An 18,460-nucleotide genomic window follows, 5' to 3' on the forward strand; every position below is an offset into this window, starting at 1 on the left:
CCGGCCAACACCCGCCCTGTCATGCAGCTCCGACTACTTGGACATCTCGAGGCCAGCCTGGACGATCGCCCGGTCACCCTGGGTGGCGCCAAGCAGCGCGCGGTGCTCGCCATGCTGGTGATGGGGCGCAACCGCCCGGTCAGCAGCGAGTCCCTCGTCAACGCCGCGTGGGAGCAGTTCCCGCCGCCCGAGCCCAAGGCCAGCCTGCACTCGTACATCTCGAACCTGCGCCGCCTCATCGCGGGCGCCGGGCTCGATGCCCGGTCGGTACTCGCCAGCGCGCCGCCCGGCTACCGACTGGCCGTCGACGACGCCAATTGCGACATCGGCCGCTTCATCGCCCACAAGACCGCAGGCGTCCGCGAGGCCGCCGCGGGTCAGTTCGAGCAGGCCAGCAGGCACCTGTCGGACGCGCTCGCGGAGTGGCGCGGCCCGGTTCTCGACGACCTGCGCGAGTTCGAGTTCGTCGATCCGTTCGCCACTGCGCTGATCGAAGACAAAGTGGTCGCGCACACGGCCCACGCGGAAGCCGAAATCGCTTGCAACCGTGGCTATGCCGTGATCGGCGAGCTGGAGACACTGGTCGGCGAACACCCGTACCGCGAGCCGTTGTGGACCCAGCTGATCACCGCCTACTACCTGACGGAACGGCAGTCGGACGCGTTGGACGCCTACCAACGCCTCAAGTCCACACTCGCCGACGATCTCGGGATCGACCCCGGACCGTCGGTGCGCGCGCTGCACGAACGGATCCTCCGCCAGGAGCCGTTGAACGCGAAGAAGGCGGCGTCGACCACGGCGGTGGCCAAGATCGTCAACATCGACATGCGAACCGCGGCAGGCACCAGGACCGCGCTGGCGCAGCTGCGCATGGTGACGGGCCCGTCATCGGGAGCCAGGCCCGGACGCAGCCATCCGCTGTTGGCGGGTGCCACCAGAATCGGGCGGCTGCCCGACAACGACATCGTGCTCGACAACCCCAACGTGAGCCGCCACCACGCGGTGATCATCGATACGGGAACGAGTTACGTGATCACCGACCTGCACTCGGCCAACGGGATCGAGGTCGGCGATCAGCGTGTTCGGGGTACCGCCATGCTCGATGACGGCGATCGGATCCGGATCTGCGACTACGAGTTCGTGTTCGAGCTCCACCAGCCTGCGTGATCGCGGTGAGCACGTGAATGGCTCCGCCGCGGCCGGGTGCAGGCACTAAGGTGGCTGCTGGCGCGTCCGCGATCTGCCGAGGAGCCAGGTCGCGGCGGCCGTAGGGGGAGGAGACGGAACATGAGCGAGCCGAAGTCGCGCGAGGGCACGATGTTTGGCCACTACCGCCTTCTGCGGTTGCTTGGGAAGGGGGGCATGGGCGAGGTCTACGAGGCGGAGGACACCGTCAAGGACCGCACCGTCGCCCTCAAGCTCCTTCCCGAGGGTGCGTCGCACGATCCGGTGTTCCGCAAGAGGCTGCAGCGCGAGGCGCATTCGGCGGGCCGTCTCCAGGAGCCGCACGTGGTGCCGATTCATGACTACGGCGAGATCGACGGCGTCCTCTTCGTCGACATGCGGATGATCAACGGCTCGGATCTGCGCAAGATCCTGACCAACTTCGGCCCCATGACGCCGGCCCGTGCCGTCGCGATCGTCCGCCAGATCGCCTCGGCGTTGGATGCCGCCCACGAAAGCGGTGTCATGCACCGCGACGTCAAGCCCGAGAACATTCTGATCAACCGCGACGACTTCGCCTATCTCGTTGACTTCGGCATCGCCAACGCCTCCACCGACGAGAAGCTCACCGAGTTGGGCACGGCCGTCGGCACCTACGCCTACATGGCCCCGGAACGCTTCACCAACGACGAAGTCACCTATCGCGCCGACATCTACGCACTGGCGTGCGTGCTCTACGAATGCCTTGCAGGTGCGCAGCCCTACGCGGGGAACAGCGTGAGCGTGGTCATCACGGCGCACCTGATGAATCCCATCCCCCGACCGAGTCTCGAGCGACCGGGAATCCCCGTGGCCTTCGACGACGTGGTGGCCAAGGGCATGGCCAAGGATCCCTCTGAGCGCTACGCGTCGGCAGGCGATTTGGCAACCGCGGCGAACGCGGCATTGACGGTGCAGGATCAAGACCAGGCGGAGACGATCCTTCGCCGCGGCGCGGCGGCGACCATGCCGGGGGTGCCGCTGGATCCGTCGGCAACCGTCGCCGGGCCGCCCTCGTTGTCGAAGACACCGCAGTACGGGACCACTCCGCCGCCCTACAGCCCCACCCCACCCCCGTACAGCCCGACGCCACCGCCCTATAGCCCCACCCCAACCCCGTACAGCCCGACGCCGCAACCGTACGGAGCGACCCCACCCCCGTATGGGACGACGCCACCGCCGTACGGGGCCCCGCCGCCACCCGGCGGGGGAACACCCGCGGCGTTCCCGACGGCTCAGGCGCCGATGCCGCAGTACGGTTTTGCGGGGTCACCACCACCGCCGCCAGGCCAACAGCACTGGAATGCTCCGCCGCCCGGCGGTGGATCGCCCGGCGGCAAGAAGACCCCGTGGGTGCCGATCGCCATCGTGGCTGCCGTTTTGGTGTTGGTGCTCGGCGCCGTCGGAATCGTCGTCGCGACCAGCTCCGACGACACGCCATCGAACAACGGGGCATCGAGTTCATCGAGTTCCTCGCGGACGTCGACCACGACGACGAGGACCTCGAAGACGCGCACCAGCACGTCGTCGGGTACCGATGCGGTGGCCACGCTGAGGTCCCTCATCCCGGCCAGCTACCCGGTGAGCGCCTGCGACCCGGTCGAGCCGCCCGCTCGGGGAGCGCTGGCGACGATGGACTGTGGACAGTCCGCGCTGCCCGGCGGCCCAAGCGTCGCGCGCTACTCGATCTACCCCACCCTCGAGGACCTGAACAACGCCTTCACGGCATCGGTCGCCGAGGACGACGAGGTGCTGCGCTGCCCCACGTTCACCTCGGACTCGCCGACCACGTGGCACTACAACGACACGCCGGACGTGTCGGCGGGCCAGATCGCGTGCGGGACGTATGAGGGCAAGGCCGACGTGACGTGGTCACAGGACGCCGACCTTCTGCTCGGTGTCGTCGAGAGCGACAACCTCGACTCCCTACACCAGTGGTGGCTGCACGACAGCTGAATCCCCACCCCGTTGTACGTTGGCCAGACACGCACCGCAGCGAAGGGGATGAGCCATGGCCGTCGGGAGAGGCAACCGAGTATTCGTCGCCGGAGTCGGGATGACGAAGTTCGAGAAGCCGGGCGGACGCGTGGCTCGCGACGCGGATCACGAGTCGAGTCAGGAGGGCTGGGACTACCCGCAGATGGCCAAGGAGTCGGGCACCAAGGCGCTCGCCGACGCCGGCATCGGGTACGGCGCGGTGGAGCAGGGCTTCGTCGGATACTGCTCGGGTGACTCGACGTCCGGCCAGCGGGCGCTCTACGAGCTGGGCATGACGGGCATCCCGATCGTCAACGTGAACAACAACTGCTCCACGGGGTCTACCGCGTTGTACCTTGCGGCACAGACGATTCGCGGCGGACTGGCCGACTGCGTGATCGCGCTCGGCTTCGAGAAGATGCAGCCGGGGTCGCTCGGGGGCGGCGCCCAGGACCGCGAGTCGCCTCTTGGCAACCACATCAAGGCCCTGGCCGAGATCGACGAGTTCGCGTTTCCGGTGGCGCCGTGGATGTTCGGCGCTGCGGGCCGCGAGCACATGAGGAAGTTCGGGAGCACTGCCGAACACTTCGCAAAGATCGGCTTCAAGAACCACAAGCACTCGGTGAACAACCCGTATGCGCAGTTCCAGCAGGAGTACAGCCTCGACGACATCCTGGCGGCGCGGATGATCTCCGACCCACTGACCAAGCTGCAGTGCTCGCCGACCTCGGATGGTTCCGGCGCGGCCATCGTGGTCAGCGAGGACTTCGTCGACGAGCACGGACTGGAAGGTCAGGCCGTCGAGATCGTCGGCCAGTCGATGACCACCGACTTCGCCAGCACCTTCGATGGCAGCGCGGCAAATGTGATCGGCTATGACATGAACGTGCAAGCCGCGCAACGGGTTTACGATCAGACCGGGCTTGGTCCAGAGGACTTCCAGGTGATCGAGTTGCACGACTGCTTCTCGGCCAACGAGCTGCTGCTGTACGAGGCGCTCGGGTTGTGCGGCAAGGGCGAGGCACCCAGGCTGATCGACGACGGCGACACCACTTACGGCGGACGCTGGGTGGTCAACCCGTCGGGAGGCCTGATCTCGAAGGGTCATCCGCTGGGCGCCACCGGCCTGGCACAGTGTGCCGAGCTGACCTGGCAGCTGCGCGGCACGGCCGATAAGCGCCAGGTCAACGGCGTCACCGCGGCGCTGCAGCACAACATCGGACTCGGCGGCGCGGCCGTCGTGACGGCCTATCAGCGCGCCGAGCGCTAGTACCACCCCCGGCCGTCAGTCGCGGGCCTCGACGACCTCGTAGTGACCGTCGGCGTGGCGGGCGCGGATGGTCTTCTTGTCGTACTTGCCGACGCTCGTCCGAGGTACCTCGTCGACGAACGTCCACCTCTCGGGCAACCACCAGCGAACCACCTTGTCCGCCAAGAACTCCCGGAGATCGGCGGCCGAGGCGTCGGCGCCCTCGTTGAGGACGACCGCGGCCAGCGGCCGTTCCTGCCAGCGGTCGTCGGGCACCGCAACCACCGCCGCCTCGAGGACGGCGGGATGCGCGATGAGGTGGTTCTCCAGCTCCACCGACGAGATCCACTCGCCACCGGACTTGATGACGTCCTTGGCGCGGTCTGTCAACGTCACGAAGCTCATCTGATCCATCCGGCCGACGTCGCCTGTCCGCAGCCAACCATCATCGAACTTCGACCCGTCGCGGCCCTGGTAATAGGAGCCGGTGATCCACGGCCCGCGGACCTCGAGCTCGCCAACGGCCTTGCCGTCGTTGGGAAGCGGCTCTCCGGCATCGTCGATGATGCGCACCTCCACACCGCAAACCGGACGACCCTGGGTGGCGCGCAGCGCCCACCGCTCGTCGTCGTCGGACACGCTCCGCGGCGGCCACGCGGTGGTGGCGACGGGTGAGGTCTCGGTCATCCCCCACAGTTGACGGATCGTGACCCCGAACTGCGCCTCGAACGCCTGCATGAGCGACAACGGCACTGCCGATCCCCCGCACGACACCAGGCGCAGCGACGAGATGTCCCGGCCAGGAGAGGATTCCAGGCAGTGCAACACGTCGTTCCAGATCGTCGGCACGGCGCCCGCCACGGTGGGCCGACAAGACTCGACGAGGTCGATGATCGACCTCGCGTCGAGGAACCGGTCGGTCAGGACGAGGTCCGCACCGGCCATCAGCGCGGCGTACGGCAGCCCCCAGGCATTGGCGTGGAACATTGGGACGATCGGCAGCACGGAGTCGTCGGTGCCGATGCCCAACGTGTTCGCCGTGCACGTGCTCATGGCGTGCAGGTAGCTCGAACGATGGCTGTAGACAACGCCTTTCGGGTTTCCGGTGGTGCCGCTGGTGTAACACATCGCCGCAGCGGAGGTTTCATCGACCACGGGCCAGTCGAAATCGGGTGATTGCTCCGCGAGCGCGTCGGCGTACCGGAGCACGGTCTTGCCCGATGCCGTCAATGGTGCCAGCTCACCGTCGCCGACGGCGATGACCGTGTGCACGGTATCCAGCATGGGGAGCACGGCGGCTAGTTGGGCCGTCAGGGACAGGTCGGCGATGATCACCTGATCCTGGGCTTCGTTGGCGATGAAGGCGATCTGTTCGGGTGCCAGCCGGACGTTCAGGGTGTGCAGGACCGCGCCCATCGACGGAACGGCGAGGTAGGCCGCCAGGTGTTCGGCGTTGTTCCACATGAACGTGCCGACCCGCTGGTCGCCGTCGATGCCGAGCCCCCGCAGGGCGTTGGCCAGTCGGCCGACCTGCTCGCCGAGCTCCTCGTAGGTGACGGTGCGGTATCGACCCTCTCCGAGGGCGGTGGTGACCGTGCGCTCGGGGTTCACCCCGCAGGCGTGGCGCATGATCGTGGTGATGGTCAAGGGGACGTCCTGCATGGTGCTCTGCATCTGTCGTTCCTCCCGGGCTCTGGCCGCGATGCTAGTGAAGGCCCGGGTGAAGTTTTGGCGGTTCAGCCCAGGGCTGCCCCAAACTCGTGGAACGAATCGGCCCCATCTGGCGATGTATTGGTGAACGATTCATTCATCAGATAGGGGGCGCCCATGCGTCCATCATTGCTTCTAGCCACTTTCGCCACTTCCGCCGCATTGGTCTCCATGACCCTGGTGGCGCCGGGTGTCGCCAACGCGGAGGAAACCGCTCAGCAGACCATCGCGCGGTACCAGTCCGAGGGCTACACCGTCAACGTCGACCGCGTCGGCAGCGCGCCGATCGAGGACTGCGTCGTGACCAGCGTCCGCAATCCCCAGACGCAAACTCGCTCCATCAAGGACTACTACGGGCCGCGAGACGAGAACGGCGACCGCAGGTATCGGATCATCCAGGTTCCGGTCAGCCAGTCGATCTCGGTGTCGCTCGACTGCTCCAAGTGACGGCACGTCTGGAGTTCCCTTGGCGCCGTCCGTAGTGGATGATTGCCAGCAACATGACAGGACGGTGCTTCATGCGCACGGAGTGGGCGGTCGCTGCGGCGACCTTCGGGATTCTCGGGGCGGCACTGGCGCCTGCGGCGTTCGCCGCGGCGGACGAGGAAACCGCCCAGCAAGTGATCAGCCGGCTCCAGTCCGAGGGGTACACGGTCACCCTCGACAAGATCGGCACCGCACCGATCTCGGAGTGCACGGTCACCAACGTGCGCAATCCGCAGTCGGTATCGCAGCTGGTGCCCTTCGTCGGTCCGGGCAACAACGGTGATCGCATCCTCATCCCCCAGGTGACCAGCCAGTCGATCTCGGTGTCGCTGGACTGCACACGCTGATCCTTGAAACTCCTCGACACCTCGACGCGAGAGGGCCCGGCCAGTTGATTCTGGCCGGGCCCGTCTCGTCTTGCGCGCCGCGCGCTAGGCGGGCGTAGCTACCTTTCCAGTCTTGACTTCGGCGCTCTTCTCGGCCTCTTTCGGCGTCAGGTCGTCGTCGTCCAGCATCGTCAATTCGTCGAACGGCAAGTCTCCCTTGAGCACGGAGTCCACTCGCTGCTTGTCGATCGTGTTCGTCCACGAACCGACCAGCACGGTGGCGACGGCGTTGCCGGAGAAGTTGGTCACCGCGCGGGCCTCTGACATGAACCGGTCGATGCCGACGATCAAACCGACGCCGTCGAGCAAATCGGGACGGTGAGCCTGCAACCCGCCTGCCAGCGTGGCCAGGCCGGCGCCGCTGACGCCCGCCGCCCCCTTGGAGGCGACGATCATGAAGACCAGCAGACCGATCTGCTCACCGATCGCCAGCGGCTTGCCCATCGCATCGGCGACGAACAGCGACGCCATGGTCAGGTAGATGGCCGTGCCGTCGAGGTTGAACGAGTAGCCGGTCGGGACGACGACGCCGACGGTGGTCTTGTCGACGCCCATGTGCTCCATCTTGGCGATCAGCCTGGGCAGCGCCGACTCGGACGACGAGGTGGCGAAGATCAGGATGTACTCGCGGGCCAGGTAGCGGACCAGGCGGAAGATCGAAACGCCTGCCACCAGCCGCATCAGGGCGCCGAGCACGCCGAACACGAAGATGATGCAGGTGATGTAGAAGCCGAGCATCAGCGTCAGCAGCTGCACGACCGCGCTCCAGCCGGTGGCACCGACCACGTTGGCGATGGCGCCGAAGGCACCGATCGGGGCCAGCCACAGGACCATCACCAGGACCTTGAAGACCACCTTCTGCAGGTGCTCGATGCCGCGCAGGATCGGCTCGGTGGAGCTGCCAAGGCCCTGGACGGCGAAGCCGACGAGCAGGGCGACGAACAGCGCCTGCAGCACGCTGCCCTCGGTCAGAGACGAGAACAACGACGTCGGGATGATGCCCTCGATGAAGTCCAACAGGCCACCGGCCTCGTGGGCCTTCTCGGCGTACTCGCTGCCCTTTCCTGCCGTCTCGGCGAGGTTGAGGCCGGTGCCGGGGCTGAGGAGGTTGCCGACGACCAGGCCGATCGCCAGTGCGACGGTCGACATGACCAGGAAGTACAGGAATGCCAGACCGCCGACCTTGCCCACCGTGGCGGCGGCGCGCACCTTGCCGATGCCGAGGACGATCGTGCAGAAGATGACCGGCACGATCATCATCTTGATGAGGGCGACGAACATGGTTCCGAGCACCGCGAGGGACTTGCCGACCTCCGGTGCCAGCAGGCCGACCGCGACACCGAGGACGACGGCGACGAGGACCGCGATGTAGAGCCAGTGGGTGCGATCGCGTTTCTTGGGTGGTGCGGACGTATCCGGCTGAGTGGCCATGGGGGATCTTCCTTCGACTCGACGACGAAAAGTGGTCTGCAAGGATGGTGTTCCCTCAAGTGACCCAGGTCACGCTTTAGTTCATTTCGTTCACATATCGAGACGTGGAGGCACGATGCGGAGGTGGTGGCCGCGGTCGTTGGCGGGCCAGGCGATCGCCCTGCAGATCGTGGTCATCGCGGTCGTCGTGGTGGCGGGCAGCGCATTGGCGCTGGTGGATGCGCGTCGCGACGGCGATGCGGCGGCCCGCCAGCAGGTGGTCAGCATCGCGACGGCGCTGGCCGATTCCCCGTCGACGGGTGCGGCCATCGATTCCGGGCGGGCCACCGAGATATTGCAGCCGGTCACCGAGGCGGTCCGTACGAACACCGACATCGCATTCATCACGATCATGTCGCCCGACGGGACGAGGTTCACGCACACCGATCCCACCCAGATCGGTGGCCACTACCTCGGCACGATAGCGCCCGCCTTGCGCGGGGAGACGTTCACGGAGGTGTACACGGGCACGCTGGGTCCCTCGATCCGAGCCATCGCCCCGGTGCGGGACGAATCGGGCCGAGTGGTCGGCCTGGTGTCGGCGGGCATCACGCAGCAGACCCTCGCCCAGCGGTGGCGCGAACAGTGGCCCATGATCGCGTCGGTAGGGCTCGGCGCACTCGGCCTCTCTCTGGTGGGAGTGTGGGCGATCCTGCGGCGCCTGCTGCGGCAGACGCACGGCTTGCGCCCGGACGAGCTTAGGGTGATGTACGAACATCACGACGCCATCCTGCATTCGGTCTCCGAGGGACTGATCGTGCTCGACCGAGACAAGGTGGTGCTCGTCAATGACGAGGCCCGTCGCCTGCTGGCCCTGCCACCGGGCCGCGTCACCCAGCCGGATCTGCCGGAGTTCCTGCGGGCCTACTCCCCCGGCGCGCGCGACGAGGTGCACGTCACCGATGACCGGGTGCTGGTGGTGAATCGCTCGAAGGTCGCGGACTCCGCCCGCTCCGAGGTGGTGACGGTGCGCGACCGTACGGAATTGCAGGGCGCCCTAGGCGAATTGAGCTCGCTACAGGTGCTGACCGATTCGCTGCGTTCGCAGGCGCACGAGGCGGCCAACAAGCTTCACACGGTGATCACGATGGTCGAGATGGGCAGACCGGAGGACGCCGTCAACTTCGCGACCGAGGAGCTGGCGCTGTCGCAGCGCCTGGTGGACCGACTGTCCCACGACGTCGGCGAGCCGGCGTTGGTGGCGCTGCTGCTGGGCAAGTCCTCCCAGGCCGACGAGCGCGGTATCGCGTTGACCGTGACCGAGGACACCCAATTACCCTCCGACGCAGACGAAGTGCCCTTGTCGGCGCAGGAGATGATCACGGTGCTTGGCAATCTCATCGACAACGCGATGGATGCGTGTGACCGCGCCGACCCGTGGGTCGAGGTCACCGTGTCCCAGGACGACGGGGAACTGTTGATGCGGGTTGCCGACAGCGGCGCGGGAATGAATGCCGAGACGTTCGAGCGGGCCATGCAGCGTGGGTACTCGACCAAGGCCGACAGCCAGCCCGAACACCACGGCCTCGGTCTGGCCCTCGTCGCGCAGGTGGTGCGACGCCACGACGGGACGTTGAATGCCGACGTCACCTACGGCTCGGTGGTCACCGTGACCGTTCCGGGAGGCACGCGATGATCTCGGTGCTGATCGTGGAGGACGATCTGCTCATCGCGGAGGCTCATCGCACGTATCTGAGCCGTCTTGAGGGGTTTTCGGCCGCCGCGGTGGTCCACAGCGCGCGGGAGGCGATGCAGGCTGCGGCCGCGGCGGCTGCCACCCCGACGCCGATCGACCTGGTGCTGCTCGACCTGGGGTTGCCCGACGCAAGCGGCATCAGCCTGGCGTCGGCGCTGGCGGGGTTGCGGCCGGCCCCGGACATCATCGCGATAACGTCGGAGCGCGATTTGGAGATGGTTCGCGCCGCGGTGGCGCACGGGGCGCTGGCGTACTTGTTGAAACCGTTCACCTTCGCCGCCTTTCGCGAGCGGCTGGAGCGATACCAGCGCTACCGGTCCGCGCTGCCCGCCGGTGTCGACGCTGCAAGCCAGTCCGAGGTGGACCGGGCGTTGGCCGAGTTGCGCATCGCGACCGACAAGTCCGTCGCGCCCAAGGGCGCCGCGCCTCAGACGAATGACGACGTCGCCCGCGCGGTGCGTGACAACGCGGAGGGCTTGACGGCCGACGAGGCCGCGAAAGCCGTTGGCGTGTCACGTGTTACCGCGTGGCGCTACCTGGAGAGGTTGGCCGACGACGGAACGGTGACGAGGCGCACGGAGTACGGCGGCTCGGGTCGACCAAAGACCCGCTATCAGTGGCGGTAGCCGACGATCAGACGCCTGCGGGCTCGAGCTCGCGGCGTACGGGTGCCTCAATCGATGGTTCCGCCACGAACTGCGAGTAGAGCATCGGCAGCGGAACGGCCACCGCGTACGCGTGCACGCGTCCGCTGTAGTCGGCGACGTACAGGCGATCGGCGCTGACCGCGATCGCGGACGGGCGCGCTCCGACCGAGACCGTGGTGACGATGCTGCGGTTGGCGGTGTCGACGACGACGACCTGACCGTAGTCGGCGATGTAGGCGCGGAGGCCGTCCTCGCTGATGGCCAGTTGCGTGGGCGCCGCGGCGACGGTGACCATCCCGGTGATCTGGTTGGCGACGAGGTCGACGAAGTAGAGCACGCCGCCGTCGGTGATGTCGGAGGTCAGAACGTAGGCGGTGCTATCCATGCCGAGTTCCAGGCCGCGGATGGGGGCGCCGATCTCCAGGGTGCGCCGCACTCGCGCGGATTCGACGTCGACGGTGAGTAGCCTGCTGCTGCGCGCGTCGGACACCGCCACGTACAGACGACGGCCGGAACCGTCGATCCGAAGCGCGTCGATGGTGGCGTCTGCGCCCTTCGCCACGTAGATGGTGCCGACGCGATCGGCGGTGACGTCGATGACTGCGATGTCGATGCCGTTGTCGCCGGCGCGTCCCGCGTAGACGCGTTTGCCGTCGGGGCTCGCGACGAGTGCGGTCACGTTGAACGAGAGGGGGAATTCCCTGACGACGTCGCCGCTGATCGTGTCGATCACCGCGATGGCGTCGTAGCTGGCCGAGGACACCGCGACGAAGGCGCGGTACTCGGCAACGGCGACGGTGGTGGGCTGTCCGGCGAAGACGCCGCCGTGCAGGGCGAGCGTCTCGGAGTCCAGGACGGCGATCGAGTCGTCGCCGAAGTTGGTGACGACGATGGTCGCTGCGTCGACGGCGATGTCGGAGATGGGGCCACGACCGACTGTCACCTCGTGCAGCCGGGCAGCCTCCGGATTCTCTACCGAGCCGCTGTTCGAACGCGCAAAAGCATTAGCCATGTTTCGGGGCACCTCCGCCAGCATCACGTGGGCCGGCTATTGATCGATCTGGTCGACGCCCCAGTGGGGGCGCGGTCTCGGTCGAGTGTAGCGACGAACGGACGCGATTCCGTGCGCCGTCGGGGCTTGTCGACTGTCGTCAACGTCAACCTCTCAGGCCCCGCTTAGAAAACTCGTCGTTATGGACTTGTAATGTTCAATTGGCAAACCAAGGACAGCCGTTGACCAAATGATATTCGCGTACAGCAACCTGAGAACGTTCAACGGTCGGTGACATCAACATCGCGATTTCTTAGGTTGCGATCCGAAAATGAGCGCTAGATCACATGGCGACACGATAGTGAACTGGCGAATTGGTGGTGCCGAACCGACGCGTGTGACCGGTGAGGCGGATGTCACCCGTCGGGGCTTTCGACCTGGGCTGTCAGGTGTTAGCTGAAACAGCGGATCAGCCGCCAGCCTCGATGATGTTTCCGTCTCCCGAGTTCTGGATCTCCGGAGCGCCCGTGAGGTAGTTGACCCGATTGTCGAAGCCGGACACCACGATGACGTCGGTGCGGGCGACGGTGACTACGTTCTTGAAACCCGACACGGTGATGCTGGCGCAGCGACCCGTGATCATGACGGTGTTGGAGACTCCGCTGACGCTGATCAAGCCGTCGCTGCAGTCGAAGGATCGGTTCTCGCCCACCCCGGACACGCTGTAGTCCCCGCCTTGCGCAGGCCCGTCCTCACCCGCGGGCGCGGTGAGGCTGGGGACCGGTTCACCGACCGTGCGCGTCGGATGTTCACCGAAGGGCCCGCCGCCGCCCGAGACGGTTGGCTGGGACGGACTCACGATGGACTTGACCTCGGAGAACGTGTCCCAGGCCCACAGCCCGGCCCCGCCGATGACACCGAACGTGACCGCCGTCAAGATCCCGATGACCAGCCAGCGTGCCCCTGCCCCTCCCGACGTCGACAGCGGACCCTGGGGATACGGGCTGGCGTACGGGACCGGCGCCGCGACGAACGACACCGGCGGCGCCGGAGGGTAGCTGCCGCTTCCGTAGTACTGCCCCGAACTCGGGCTCGGATACGGGGTCGCGCCACCGCTGCCCTGCGCGAACTCCGTGCTGCTCTTCGTCAGTTCGGAGGCGTGGGCCCTTTCGTTCAGCGAGCGCTCCAGTTCCCTGATCCGCGCCTCGGGATCGTCATCGGCGTTCATCCGCCGATGCTTGCACACGGGGCCGGCCCCCGACGGCGTGTCAACGCGATCGCCTGCGAAGGCTTGGATCAGCCCCCAACGCAGGACCCCTCCCGCTGCACGATGTCAGAGTCGTCGGCGAACCTCTCGTTCCCCCCGGCATGGAGACGCCGGCCCGTGCCATTCCGGTGGTTCACACCCGCACCGAGCGTGTCCTTGCAGACCTGCGCGGCTTGGCACCTCCGAGCGCAGGGCGCACCAACCGCAGGATCTGATCGGCCAGCGCATCCGCCGACACCGTTCCGTGCTCGTCGTACCAGCGATGAAGCGACGTCAACATCGACAACACGAGGTTCGCGGTGATCGCCGGATCCAGTCCCGGCGATGTCGGGCCAACATCCAGGCATTCCTCGATCAGGCCTTTGAAGTCCCCGGTGACGTCGTGCGCCCACTTCCGAAATTCCTTCTTCGAGGCCACCGAAAGCTCGACCTCTTCATTGAAGACGATCGCATAGAACGATCGGTTGGAGATGGAGGCTTGGACATGGGCACGCACGTACTCGTCCAACCGTTCCATCGGTGAGAGATCGAGGCTGAGGATCTCGCGCAGTCGCTGCCCGAGATGGCCCGTGATCTCGGTGACCATCAGGTCTAGCAGTTGCTGCTTGCTGCGCGTGTACTTGTACACCGTGGGCCGGGAGATACCGGCCGCCTCGGCAATGTGGTCGATGGTGGCGTTGTGGTAGCCGCGTTCCAGAAACACCCTCGCCGCCGCCAGTACCAATGCCGATGTGTCGGTTGCCCGTCCCCTCGCCATCAGCCCACCCCCTTCGTCGGAATGCCGTCGCGTCGGCGAAGCGGTGAGTACCTCGGTCCCGGCGTCGTTCGACGTGCTGACTATAACTAACCGATGAGTCAATGCCGCGCGAATGACTCGCGGACACAATGAACTTCACCGGCGGCAGTTAGCGATGCGCAACGCCGGGTGGGGCGAGCGGTAGTTGCCGCGCGGTGAGTCGGAACGTCGACGGTGACGCCGTCAAAGCACCTCCGGAAGCTAGTCCGGATAAAGTCCTTGTCGCACAAGTGCTTCGAGCCCTACGCGGAGGTTTCGAACAACGTCGTCGTCGATGTCGAATGAATCGTCACAGGCGGCTGCGGCATCAGCGGCGAAGGCGAGGAGTTCGCGGCCACGGGCGGTGAGTTGCAGGTGGGTGGCTCGACCCCGGGGCTCGATCACCACCGCCCCAAGCTCGACCAGCTGGCCGATCGTGGCGTGCATGCTCTGCGGCGTGACACGAGCACGGCGGGCCAAGTCGCTGTAGGACAGATCCGGCGAATGGGCCAGGTGCCCGATGGCCCCGATATGACGCAACGTCAACCTCTGCTCGGCGAGCGCGGCCTCGAACCGGCGTTGAGCCAGCCGACCGGCGGCAATCAGCATCATCGTGGTTGAGAGGGCGATACTCGGCCGATCACGCCCGGCCGCCTTGGGCTTACTGGCCTCTGGCATGCCTTCGCTCCCGCATCAGTGGCCGCCTGCGCTGTTGACCATCGAGTCACAGTACCCATGACGTCGACTGATCTCGACGAGCGACGTAGGCCTTGATCAATCTTCAGTCACACTGTTAGTGTGGCTTAAACAATCCCGGCGCCATCCAGAGGAGAACGCAGATGAGTGATGCGACAACGAAGTTCGAGAACGACGTGGCCCTCCCGCCGGTGAACGTGGCGATTCTGGTCAGCCCCGGTTACATGCCCGTCGACATCATCGGCATCCACACGGTGTTTGGAACCGCCCAGAACGCGACCGTTCACTTGGTGTGGAAGAACCTGGAGGAGATCGTCGGTTTTCCGACGTTCCCCACCCGTGCCACCACCACGTTCGCCGACTGCCCGAAGAACCTCGACGTCATCTGGACCGGAGCCGTGGCGCCCCAGATCTTCGAGGACCAAGAAACACTCGAGTTCCTCGCCGACCGAGGCAGCCGCGCGCGCTGGGTCGGCGGCAACTGCGGAGGGACGTTGCTCCTGGCGGCGGCCGGTCTACTGACCGGCTACGACGCCACCAGCAACTTTCAGCAGCGGGACCTGTTGTCCCTCTTCGGGGCGACACCGAGACAAGGCAACGTGGTCGTCGACCGCAACCGCATCACCGCTGGGCCACTCACGGGCAGCGTCGAAGCCGCGTTGTGGTTGGCACGCGAGTTCTACGGCGACGACGTGGCCAAGGAGATGGAATTGCAGGCAGAGTACGCACCCGAGCCGCTCTTTGGCGTCGGCCGCCCGGACCTCGCTGGTCCCGAACTCACCCAGCGCGCACTCGACCACGGTGCCGCCATGGCCAAGCCCTATGACGACGCAATCAGGCGCGCCGCACAGCGGCTCGGTGCCGTAGCCGCGGTGTAACAGCACTACTGGAGAACTACTGGAGACGTGGCCCGCAACGGACCGCCGTCATCACCGATGACATTCGTGGTCAGTACACCAGCGTCGGGGTCATCGCACCCGCGACCGGTACGCTGCTGCCACTTTCGACGCGACCACCTTGGACGCGTCGAGATCGAGCAGCGACTCGCGCAGCGTGAGAAGGCCCGCCGATCGGTACTGTTCTGGCACGTCATTCCCTCTTCCGATCACCAGAGAATGAAAGTGCGGATGCCGTTCACCAAATGACACCGTGTACACCGTTTCTACGCCCAGTGCGTCGGAAACCGCCGCAGTCAGATCGCGCAGACAGCGACCGTAAGTGGCCGCTTCACGCTCGTCGAGGCCGCGCATGTGCTCGACGTGGCGCCGGGTGCGCAAGACGAACCATCCGGGCACTTCGAAGCCGGGGAAGACCTCACACGCCCACGAGTCATTTCGGAACAGCACCAGCGAGGGGTCGGCGTGCTCCAAGGAGCACGGAACACATGGGGTCGTCATGTCATCACCTGGCCCGGTGGTCTCGCCTCGAAACGCGTGACGAGGTCACCGATGCCCTCTACCGTGCCGACCAGGACATCATCGGCCTCCAGGAATCGCGGCGGAGTGCGGGAAAAGCCAACGCCGCTCGGCGTGCCGGTAAAGATGACGTCCCCCGCGAAGAGCGGGACGCGGGCTGATAGGAATTCGATCAACTCACCAACACCGAAGACGAGATGTCTGGTGCGAGAATCCTGAACGATCACGCCGTTGAGCGAGCAGGTTATCGCCAAGTCTTGCGGGTCGTCGAATTCATCGACCGATACCAGCCACGGCCCGAGGCGTCCAAATCCCGGTAGCGACTTCGCGAGACTGAACTGCGGCGTGGTGCCCTCGAATTGCTCGGCGCGCTCGGAAAGATCCTGGCCGACAGTCAATCCCGCGACGTATCGCCAAGCTTCGTCGGCCGTGACACTCCGAGCGTCCTGGCCGATGACGACGACGAGTTCCACCTCCCAGTCGACCTTCGCGCTGGGAAGCGCGACGACATCTGCGGGGCCACTCACGCAGGCCGGCAGCTTGGGGAACAGTACCGGCCGACTGGGTAGGTCGGCGCCAAGCTCCCCCGAGTGATCCGCATAGTTGAAACCGACCGCGAACATTTGTCTGGGGCTCGGCACGGGGCTGCCCAGCGGGGAATCAGGCAGTGATTCGCCGCCCGCTGGACGGCTTCGGTTCACCCATTCGCGAAATTCCGCCCACCGGTCGTACACCGCCTGCGGATCTGCGTCGAACTTTCCGCCGCTCGCCTCGGCGACATCGACGAATCCACCCTCGTACTCGAGGAAGAGCCGTCCGGCGACGTTCATGATCCGCACGTCACTCCTCCTGCCTCCAAACCGGAAGCGACACTTCGGGATCGTCGGCGAACTCCAAGACCACGCGGCCACCTATCGGCATGGCTGCGTCGGCTTGGCGCAGCCTGCCCGGCAGCCGGACACCCTCGTCGAGATCGACCAGTGCAACGGCGTAGGGGACCTCCTCTGCGGGCCTTCCGTCGAACGGCATGTTGACCATGCAGCGCGAGTACAGCGTTCCCCTGCCGCTCGCCTCGATCCATGACAGGTTCGACGACCAGCAGTTCGGACACCACTTGCGCGGGAAGAAGAAGGGCTTGTTGCACGCGTTGCAGTACGGCAGCGACAGCCGAGCGTCCGCCAGGCTGTTCCAATACGGCTCCGACACCGCGGACACCGCGCACCGTGCGGGCGAGACGGGAACGTGATCGGACATTCAACCTCCGTTTGTATGGTTGCCTCGTTGACCCACGACTCAGTTCCTGCCCAGGATCATGACGCCGGTCATCCCGAAATATCCACCGGCGCCGGCGATCATCACGAACTGCGGGTCGTCGAGCTGACGTCGGCCTGCGTCGCCACGCAACTGACGGACGGCTTCGGTGATGTGCAACATGCCCGACACGTGGCCCTGCGAAAGGTGGCCGCCGTTCGTGTTGACCGGACACACCGCTCCCAATTCGAGGTTGCCGTCCAGCGCGTAGTCACCGCCTGCACCCCGCTTGCAGAACCCGAGCTCCTCGAGGAAGACGATGACGGAAATCGTGAACGCGTCGTGCACTTGCAGCAGGTCGATGTCCGAGAGATCGAGCCCGGCGCCTTCAAGCGCCCGCCGGCCGACATCGTCGATGCCGAGCTCGGCGATTCCCGGGAACTGACCGATGTTCCGGTGAGACGACATCATCGCCGACGAGCGCACGGTGACGTGAACCGCGCCGAGATCCTTGGCGACCTCTTCCGATGCGACGATGATGGCGCCTGCCCCGTCGACGATCACCGAGGAGTCGAGCAGCTTGATCGGCGATGCGATCGGCCGCGAGGACAGGTACTCGTCCATCGAAAGCGGTTGACGCATAACGGCGTTGTCGGTGAGCATGGCATGCCGACGGGCGGCCAGCGCCACCGCTCCGAAGCCCTCCATTCGCGTGCCGTGCTCGGCGATGTGCCGGGACATGACGAGCGCATACGGCAGAACCGACCCCACCAGACCGAAAGGTGCCTCGAACTCGAGATCGTCGGCGGCCATCGTCCAGCCTCGGCCCTCCTTGGTTCGCCCGGTGGCGGCGGCCTCGCCGAAAGTGCATGCCACGAGTGAACATTCGCCCCTCTCGATTGACGCGATGGCATTGTTGATCATGTGTGATGGGGAGACGATCCCGCCGACGTCGATCGTGGCCTGACGCTTGAGGCGGATCCCCAGGTATTCGTTGAGGCTGGCCGAGAACATCGGGAACGGTCTCGAGTACGGGCCCAGGTTGAACAAGCCGTCGAGGTCGCCAACCGAAACACCGGCATCACCGCACGCCCGGATTACCGCCTCGGCCTGCAGGTCCACCGCCGTTCTTCCCGGGTGCTTCCCGACCTCGGTTTCACCGATGCCCACTATTGCATGACTCATGACTCGTCCTCTCCGGTAACGGTTCTCGGACCGGTCTGCTATGACAGCAGCTGGCG

The 18,460-nt window shown here is 66.0% G+C and carries 18 protein-coding genes; 8 read left to right on the top strand and 10 right to left on the bottom strand.

Going from position 1 to position 18,460, the window contains the following annotated elements; all coding sequences use genetic code 11:
- Positions 1-21: 21 nt before the first annotated feature.
- The 3 genes from ABW137_RS29555 to ABW137_RS29565 all read left to right on the top strand — a co-directional run bounded on the left by ABW137_RS29555 (position 22) and on the right by ABW137_RS29565 (position 4,450).
- A complete protein-coding gene (locus ABW137_RS29555) occupies positions 22-1,167 on the top strand; it encodes a BTAD domain-containing putative transcriptional regulator (RefSeq protein ID WP_526405441.1) in 1,146 nt (381 codons plus the stop codon).
- A gap of 120 nt (positions 1,168-1,287) precedes the next feature.
- Positions 1,288-3,159, top strand: a complete 1,872-nt coding sequence (locus ABW137_RS29560; protein WP_526405411.1) for a serine/threonine-protein kinase — start codon at positions 1,288-1,290, stop codon at positions 3,157-3,159.
- A gap of 55 nt (positions 3,160-3,214) precedes the next feature.
- Positions 3,215-4,450 carry a thiolase family protein gene (locus ABW137_RS29565; RefSeq protein WP_526405413.1) on the top strand — a complete coding sequence of 412 codons (1,236 nt, stop codon included), beginning with the start codon at positions 3,215-3,217 and terminating at the stop codon, positions 4,448-4,450.
- A gap of 15 nt (positions 4,451-4,465) precedes the next feature.
- Here ABW137_RS29565 and ABW137_RS29570 read toward each other — a convergent pair whose 3' ends face one another.
- Positions 4,466-6,103 (bottom strand): long-chain fatty acid--CoA ligase, encoded by a 1,638-nt coding sequence (locus tag ABW137_RS29570; RefSeq protein WP_526405415.1) that lies wholly within the window; start codon positions 6,101-6,103, stop codon positions 4,466-4,468.
- Positions 6,104-6,256: 153 nt separating this feature from the next.
- On the opposite strand from ABW137_RS29570, the gene ABW137_RS29575 reads away from it, so the two are divergent.
- Both ABW137_RS29575 and ABW137_RS29580 read left to right on the top strand, forming a co-directional pair.
- On the top strand, positions 6,257-6,586 hold the full coding sequence (locus ABW137_RS29575) for a hypothetical protein (protein WP_526405417.1): 330 nt from the start codon (positions 6,257-6,259) through the stop codon (positions 6,584-6,586).
- 71 nt (positions 6,587-6,657) lie between these two features.
- A complete protein-coding gene (locus ABW137_RS29580) occupies positions 6,658-6,972 on the top strand; it encodes a hypothetical protein (RefSeq protein ID WP_526405419.1) in 315 nt (104 codons plus the stop codon).
- An 84-nt stretch (positions 6,973-7,056) separates the two neighbouring features.
- Here the strand turns inward: ABW137_RS29580 and ABW137_RS29585 are convergent, their stop codons facing one another.
- Positions 7,057-8,442 carry a dicarboxylate/amino acid:cation symporter gene (locus ABW137_RS29585; protein WP_526405421.1) on the bottom strand — a complete coding sequence of 462 codons (1,386 nt, stop codon included), beginning with the start codon at positions 8,440-8,442 and terminating at the stop codon, positions 7,057-7,059.
- A gap of 115 nt (positions 8,443-8,557) precedes the next feature.
- On the opposite strand from ABW137_RS29585, the gene ABW137_RS29590 reads away from it, so the two are divergent.
- Together ABW137_RS29590 and ABW137_RS29595 are read left to right on the top strand one after the other, a co-directional pair.
- Entirely contained in the window at positions 8,558-10,117 is a 1,560-nt protein-coding gene (locus ABW137_RS29590) for an ATP-binding protein (protein ID WP_526405422.1), read from the top strand.
- Positions 10,114-10,803, top strand: coding sequence for a response regulator (locus tag ABW137_RS29595; RefSeq protein WP_526405424.1), 690 nt, complete (start codon positions 10,114-10,116; stop codon positions 10,801-10,803). Before ABW137_RS29590 ends, ABW137_RS29595 begins: the two co-directional genes overlap by 4 nt.
- Positions 10,804-10,810: 7 nt before the next feature.
- On the opposite strand, the gene ABW137_RS29600 is transcribed toward ABW137_RS29595, so the two are convergent.
- From ABW137_RS29600 to ABW137_RS29615, 4 genes are all read right to left on the bottom strand, one after another.
- A complete protein-coding gene (locus tag ABW137_RS29600) occupies positions 10,811-11,836 on the bottom strand; it encodes an MmpL3/TtfA transport complex stabilizer (RefSeq protein ID WP_526405426.1) in 1,026 nt (341 codons plus the stop codon).
- Between the two features lie 448 nt (positions 11,837-12,284).
- The gene (locus ABW137_RS29605; protein ID WP_526405428.1) at positions 12,285-13,043 is read right to left on the bottom strand and encodes a DUF3060 domain-containing protein; all 759 of its coding nucleotides are present in this window, start codon (positions 13,041-13,043) and stop codon (positions 12,285-12,287) included.
- Between the two features lie 172 nt (positions 13,044-13,215).
- Positions 13,216-13,941 carry a TetR/AcrR family transcriptional regulator gene (locus tag ABW137_RS29610; RefSeq protein WP_526405430.1) on the bottom strand — a complete coding sequence of 242 codons (726 nt, stop codon included), beginning with the start codon at positions 13,939-13,941 and terminating at the stop codon, positions 13,216-13,218.
- A gap of 138 nt (positions 13,942-14,079) precedes the next feature.
- The gene (locus ABW137_RS29615) at positions 14,080-14,535 is read right to left on the bottom strand and encodes a MarR family winged helix-turn-helix transcriptional regulator (protein ID WP_526405432.1); all 456 of its coding nucleotides are present in this window, start codon (positions 14,533-14,535) and stop codon (positions 14,080-14,082) included.
- 161 nt (positions 14,536-14,696) lie between these two features.
- On the opposite strand from ABW137_RS29615, the gene ABW137_RS29620 reads away from it, so the two are divergent.
- Positions 14,697-15,431 carry a DJ-1/PfpI family protein gene (locus ABW137_RS29620; RefSeq protein WP_526405434.1) on the top strand — a complete coding sequence of 245 codons (735 nt, stop codon included), beginning with the start codon at positions 14,697-14,699 and terminating at the stop codon, positions 15,429-15,431.
- 90 nt (positions 15,432-15,521) lie between these two features.
- On the opposite strand, the gene ABW137_RS29625 is transcribed toward ABW137_RS29620, so the two are convergent.
- The 4 genes from ABW137_RS29625 to ABW137_RS29640 are packed head-to-tail and all read right to left on the bottom strand — an operon-like array spanning position 15,522 to position 18,404.
- Positions 15,522-15,950 (bottom strand): HIT family protein, encoded by a 429-nt coding sequence (locus tag ABW137_RS29625; RefSeq protein WP_526405436.1) that lies wholly within the window; start codon positions 15,948-15,950, stop codon positions 15,522-15,524.
- Entirely contained in the window at positions 15,947-16,798 is an 852-nt protein-coding gene (locus tag ABW137_RS29630) for a fumarylacetoacetate hydrolase family protein (protein WP_526405443.1), read from the bottom strand. Before ABW137_RS29630 ends, ABW137_RS29625 begins: the two co-directional genes overlap by 4 nt.
- A 10-nt stretch (positions 16,799-16,808) precedes the next feature.
- The gene (locus ABW137_RS29635) at positions 16,809-17,222 is read right to left on the bottom strand and encodes a Zn-ribbon domain-containing OB-fold protein (RefSeq protein WP_526405437.1); all 414 of its coding nucleotides are present in this window, start codon (positions 17,220-17,222) and stop codon (positions 16,809-16,811) included.
- A 39-nt stretch (positions 17,223-17,261) separates the two neighbouring features.
- Positions 17,262-18,404, bottom strand: a complete 1,143-nt coding sequence (locus tag ABW137_RS29640) for a thiolase family protein (RefSeq protein ID WP_526405439.1) — start codon at positions 18,402-18,404, stop codon at positions 17,262-17,264.
- Positions 18,405-18,460 lie beyond the last annotated feature (56 nt).

Source organism: Mycobacterium sp. (genome assembly GCF_040509115.1).
GTDB lineage: Bacteria > Actinomycetota > Actinomycetes > Mycobacteriales > Mycobacteriaceae > Mycobacterium.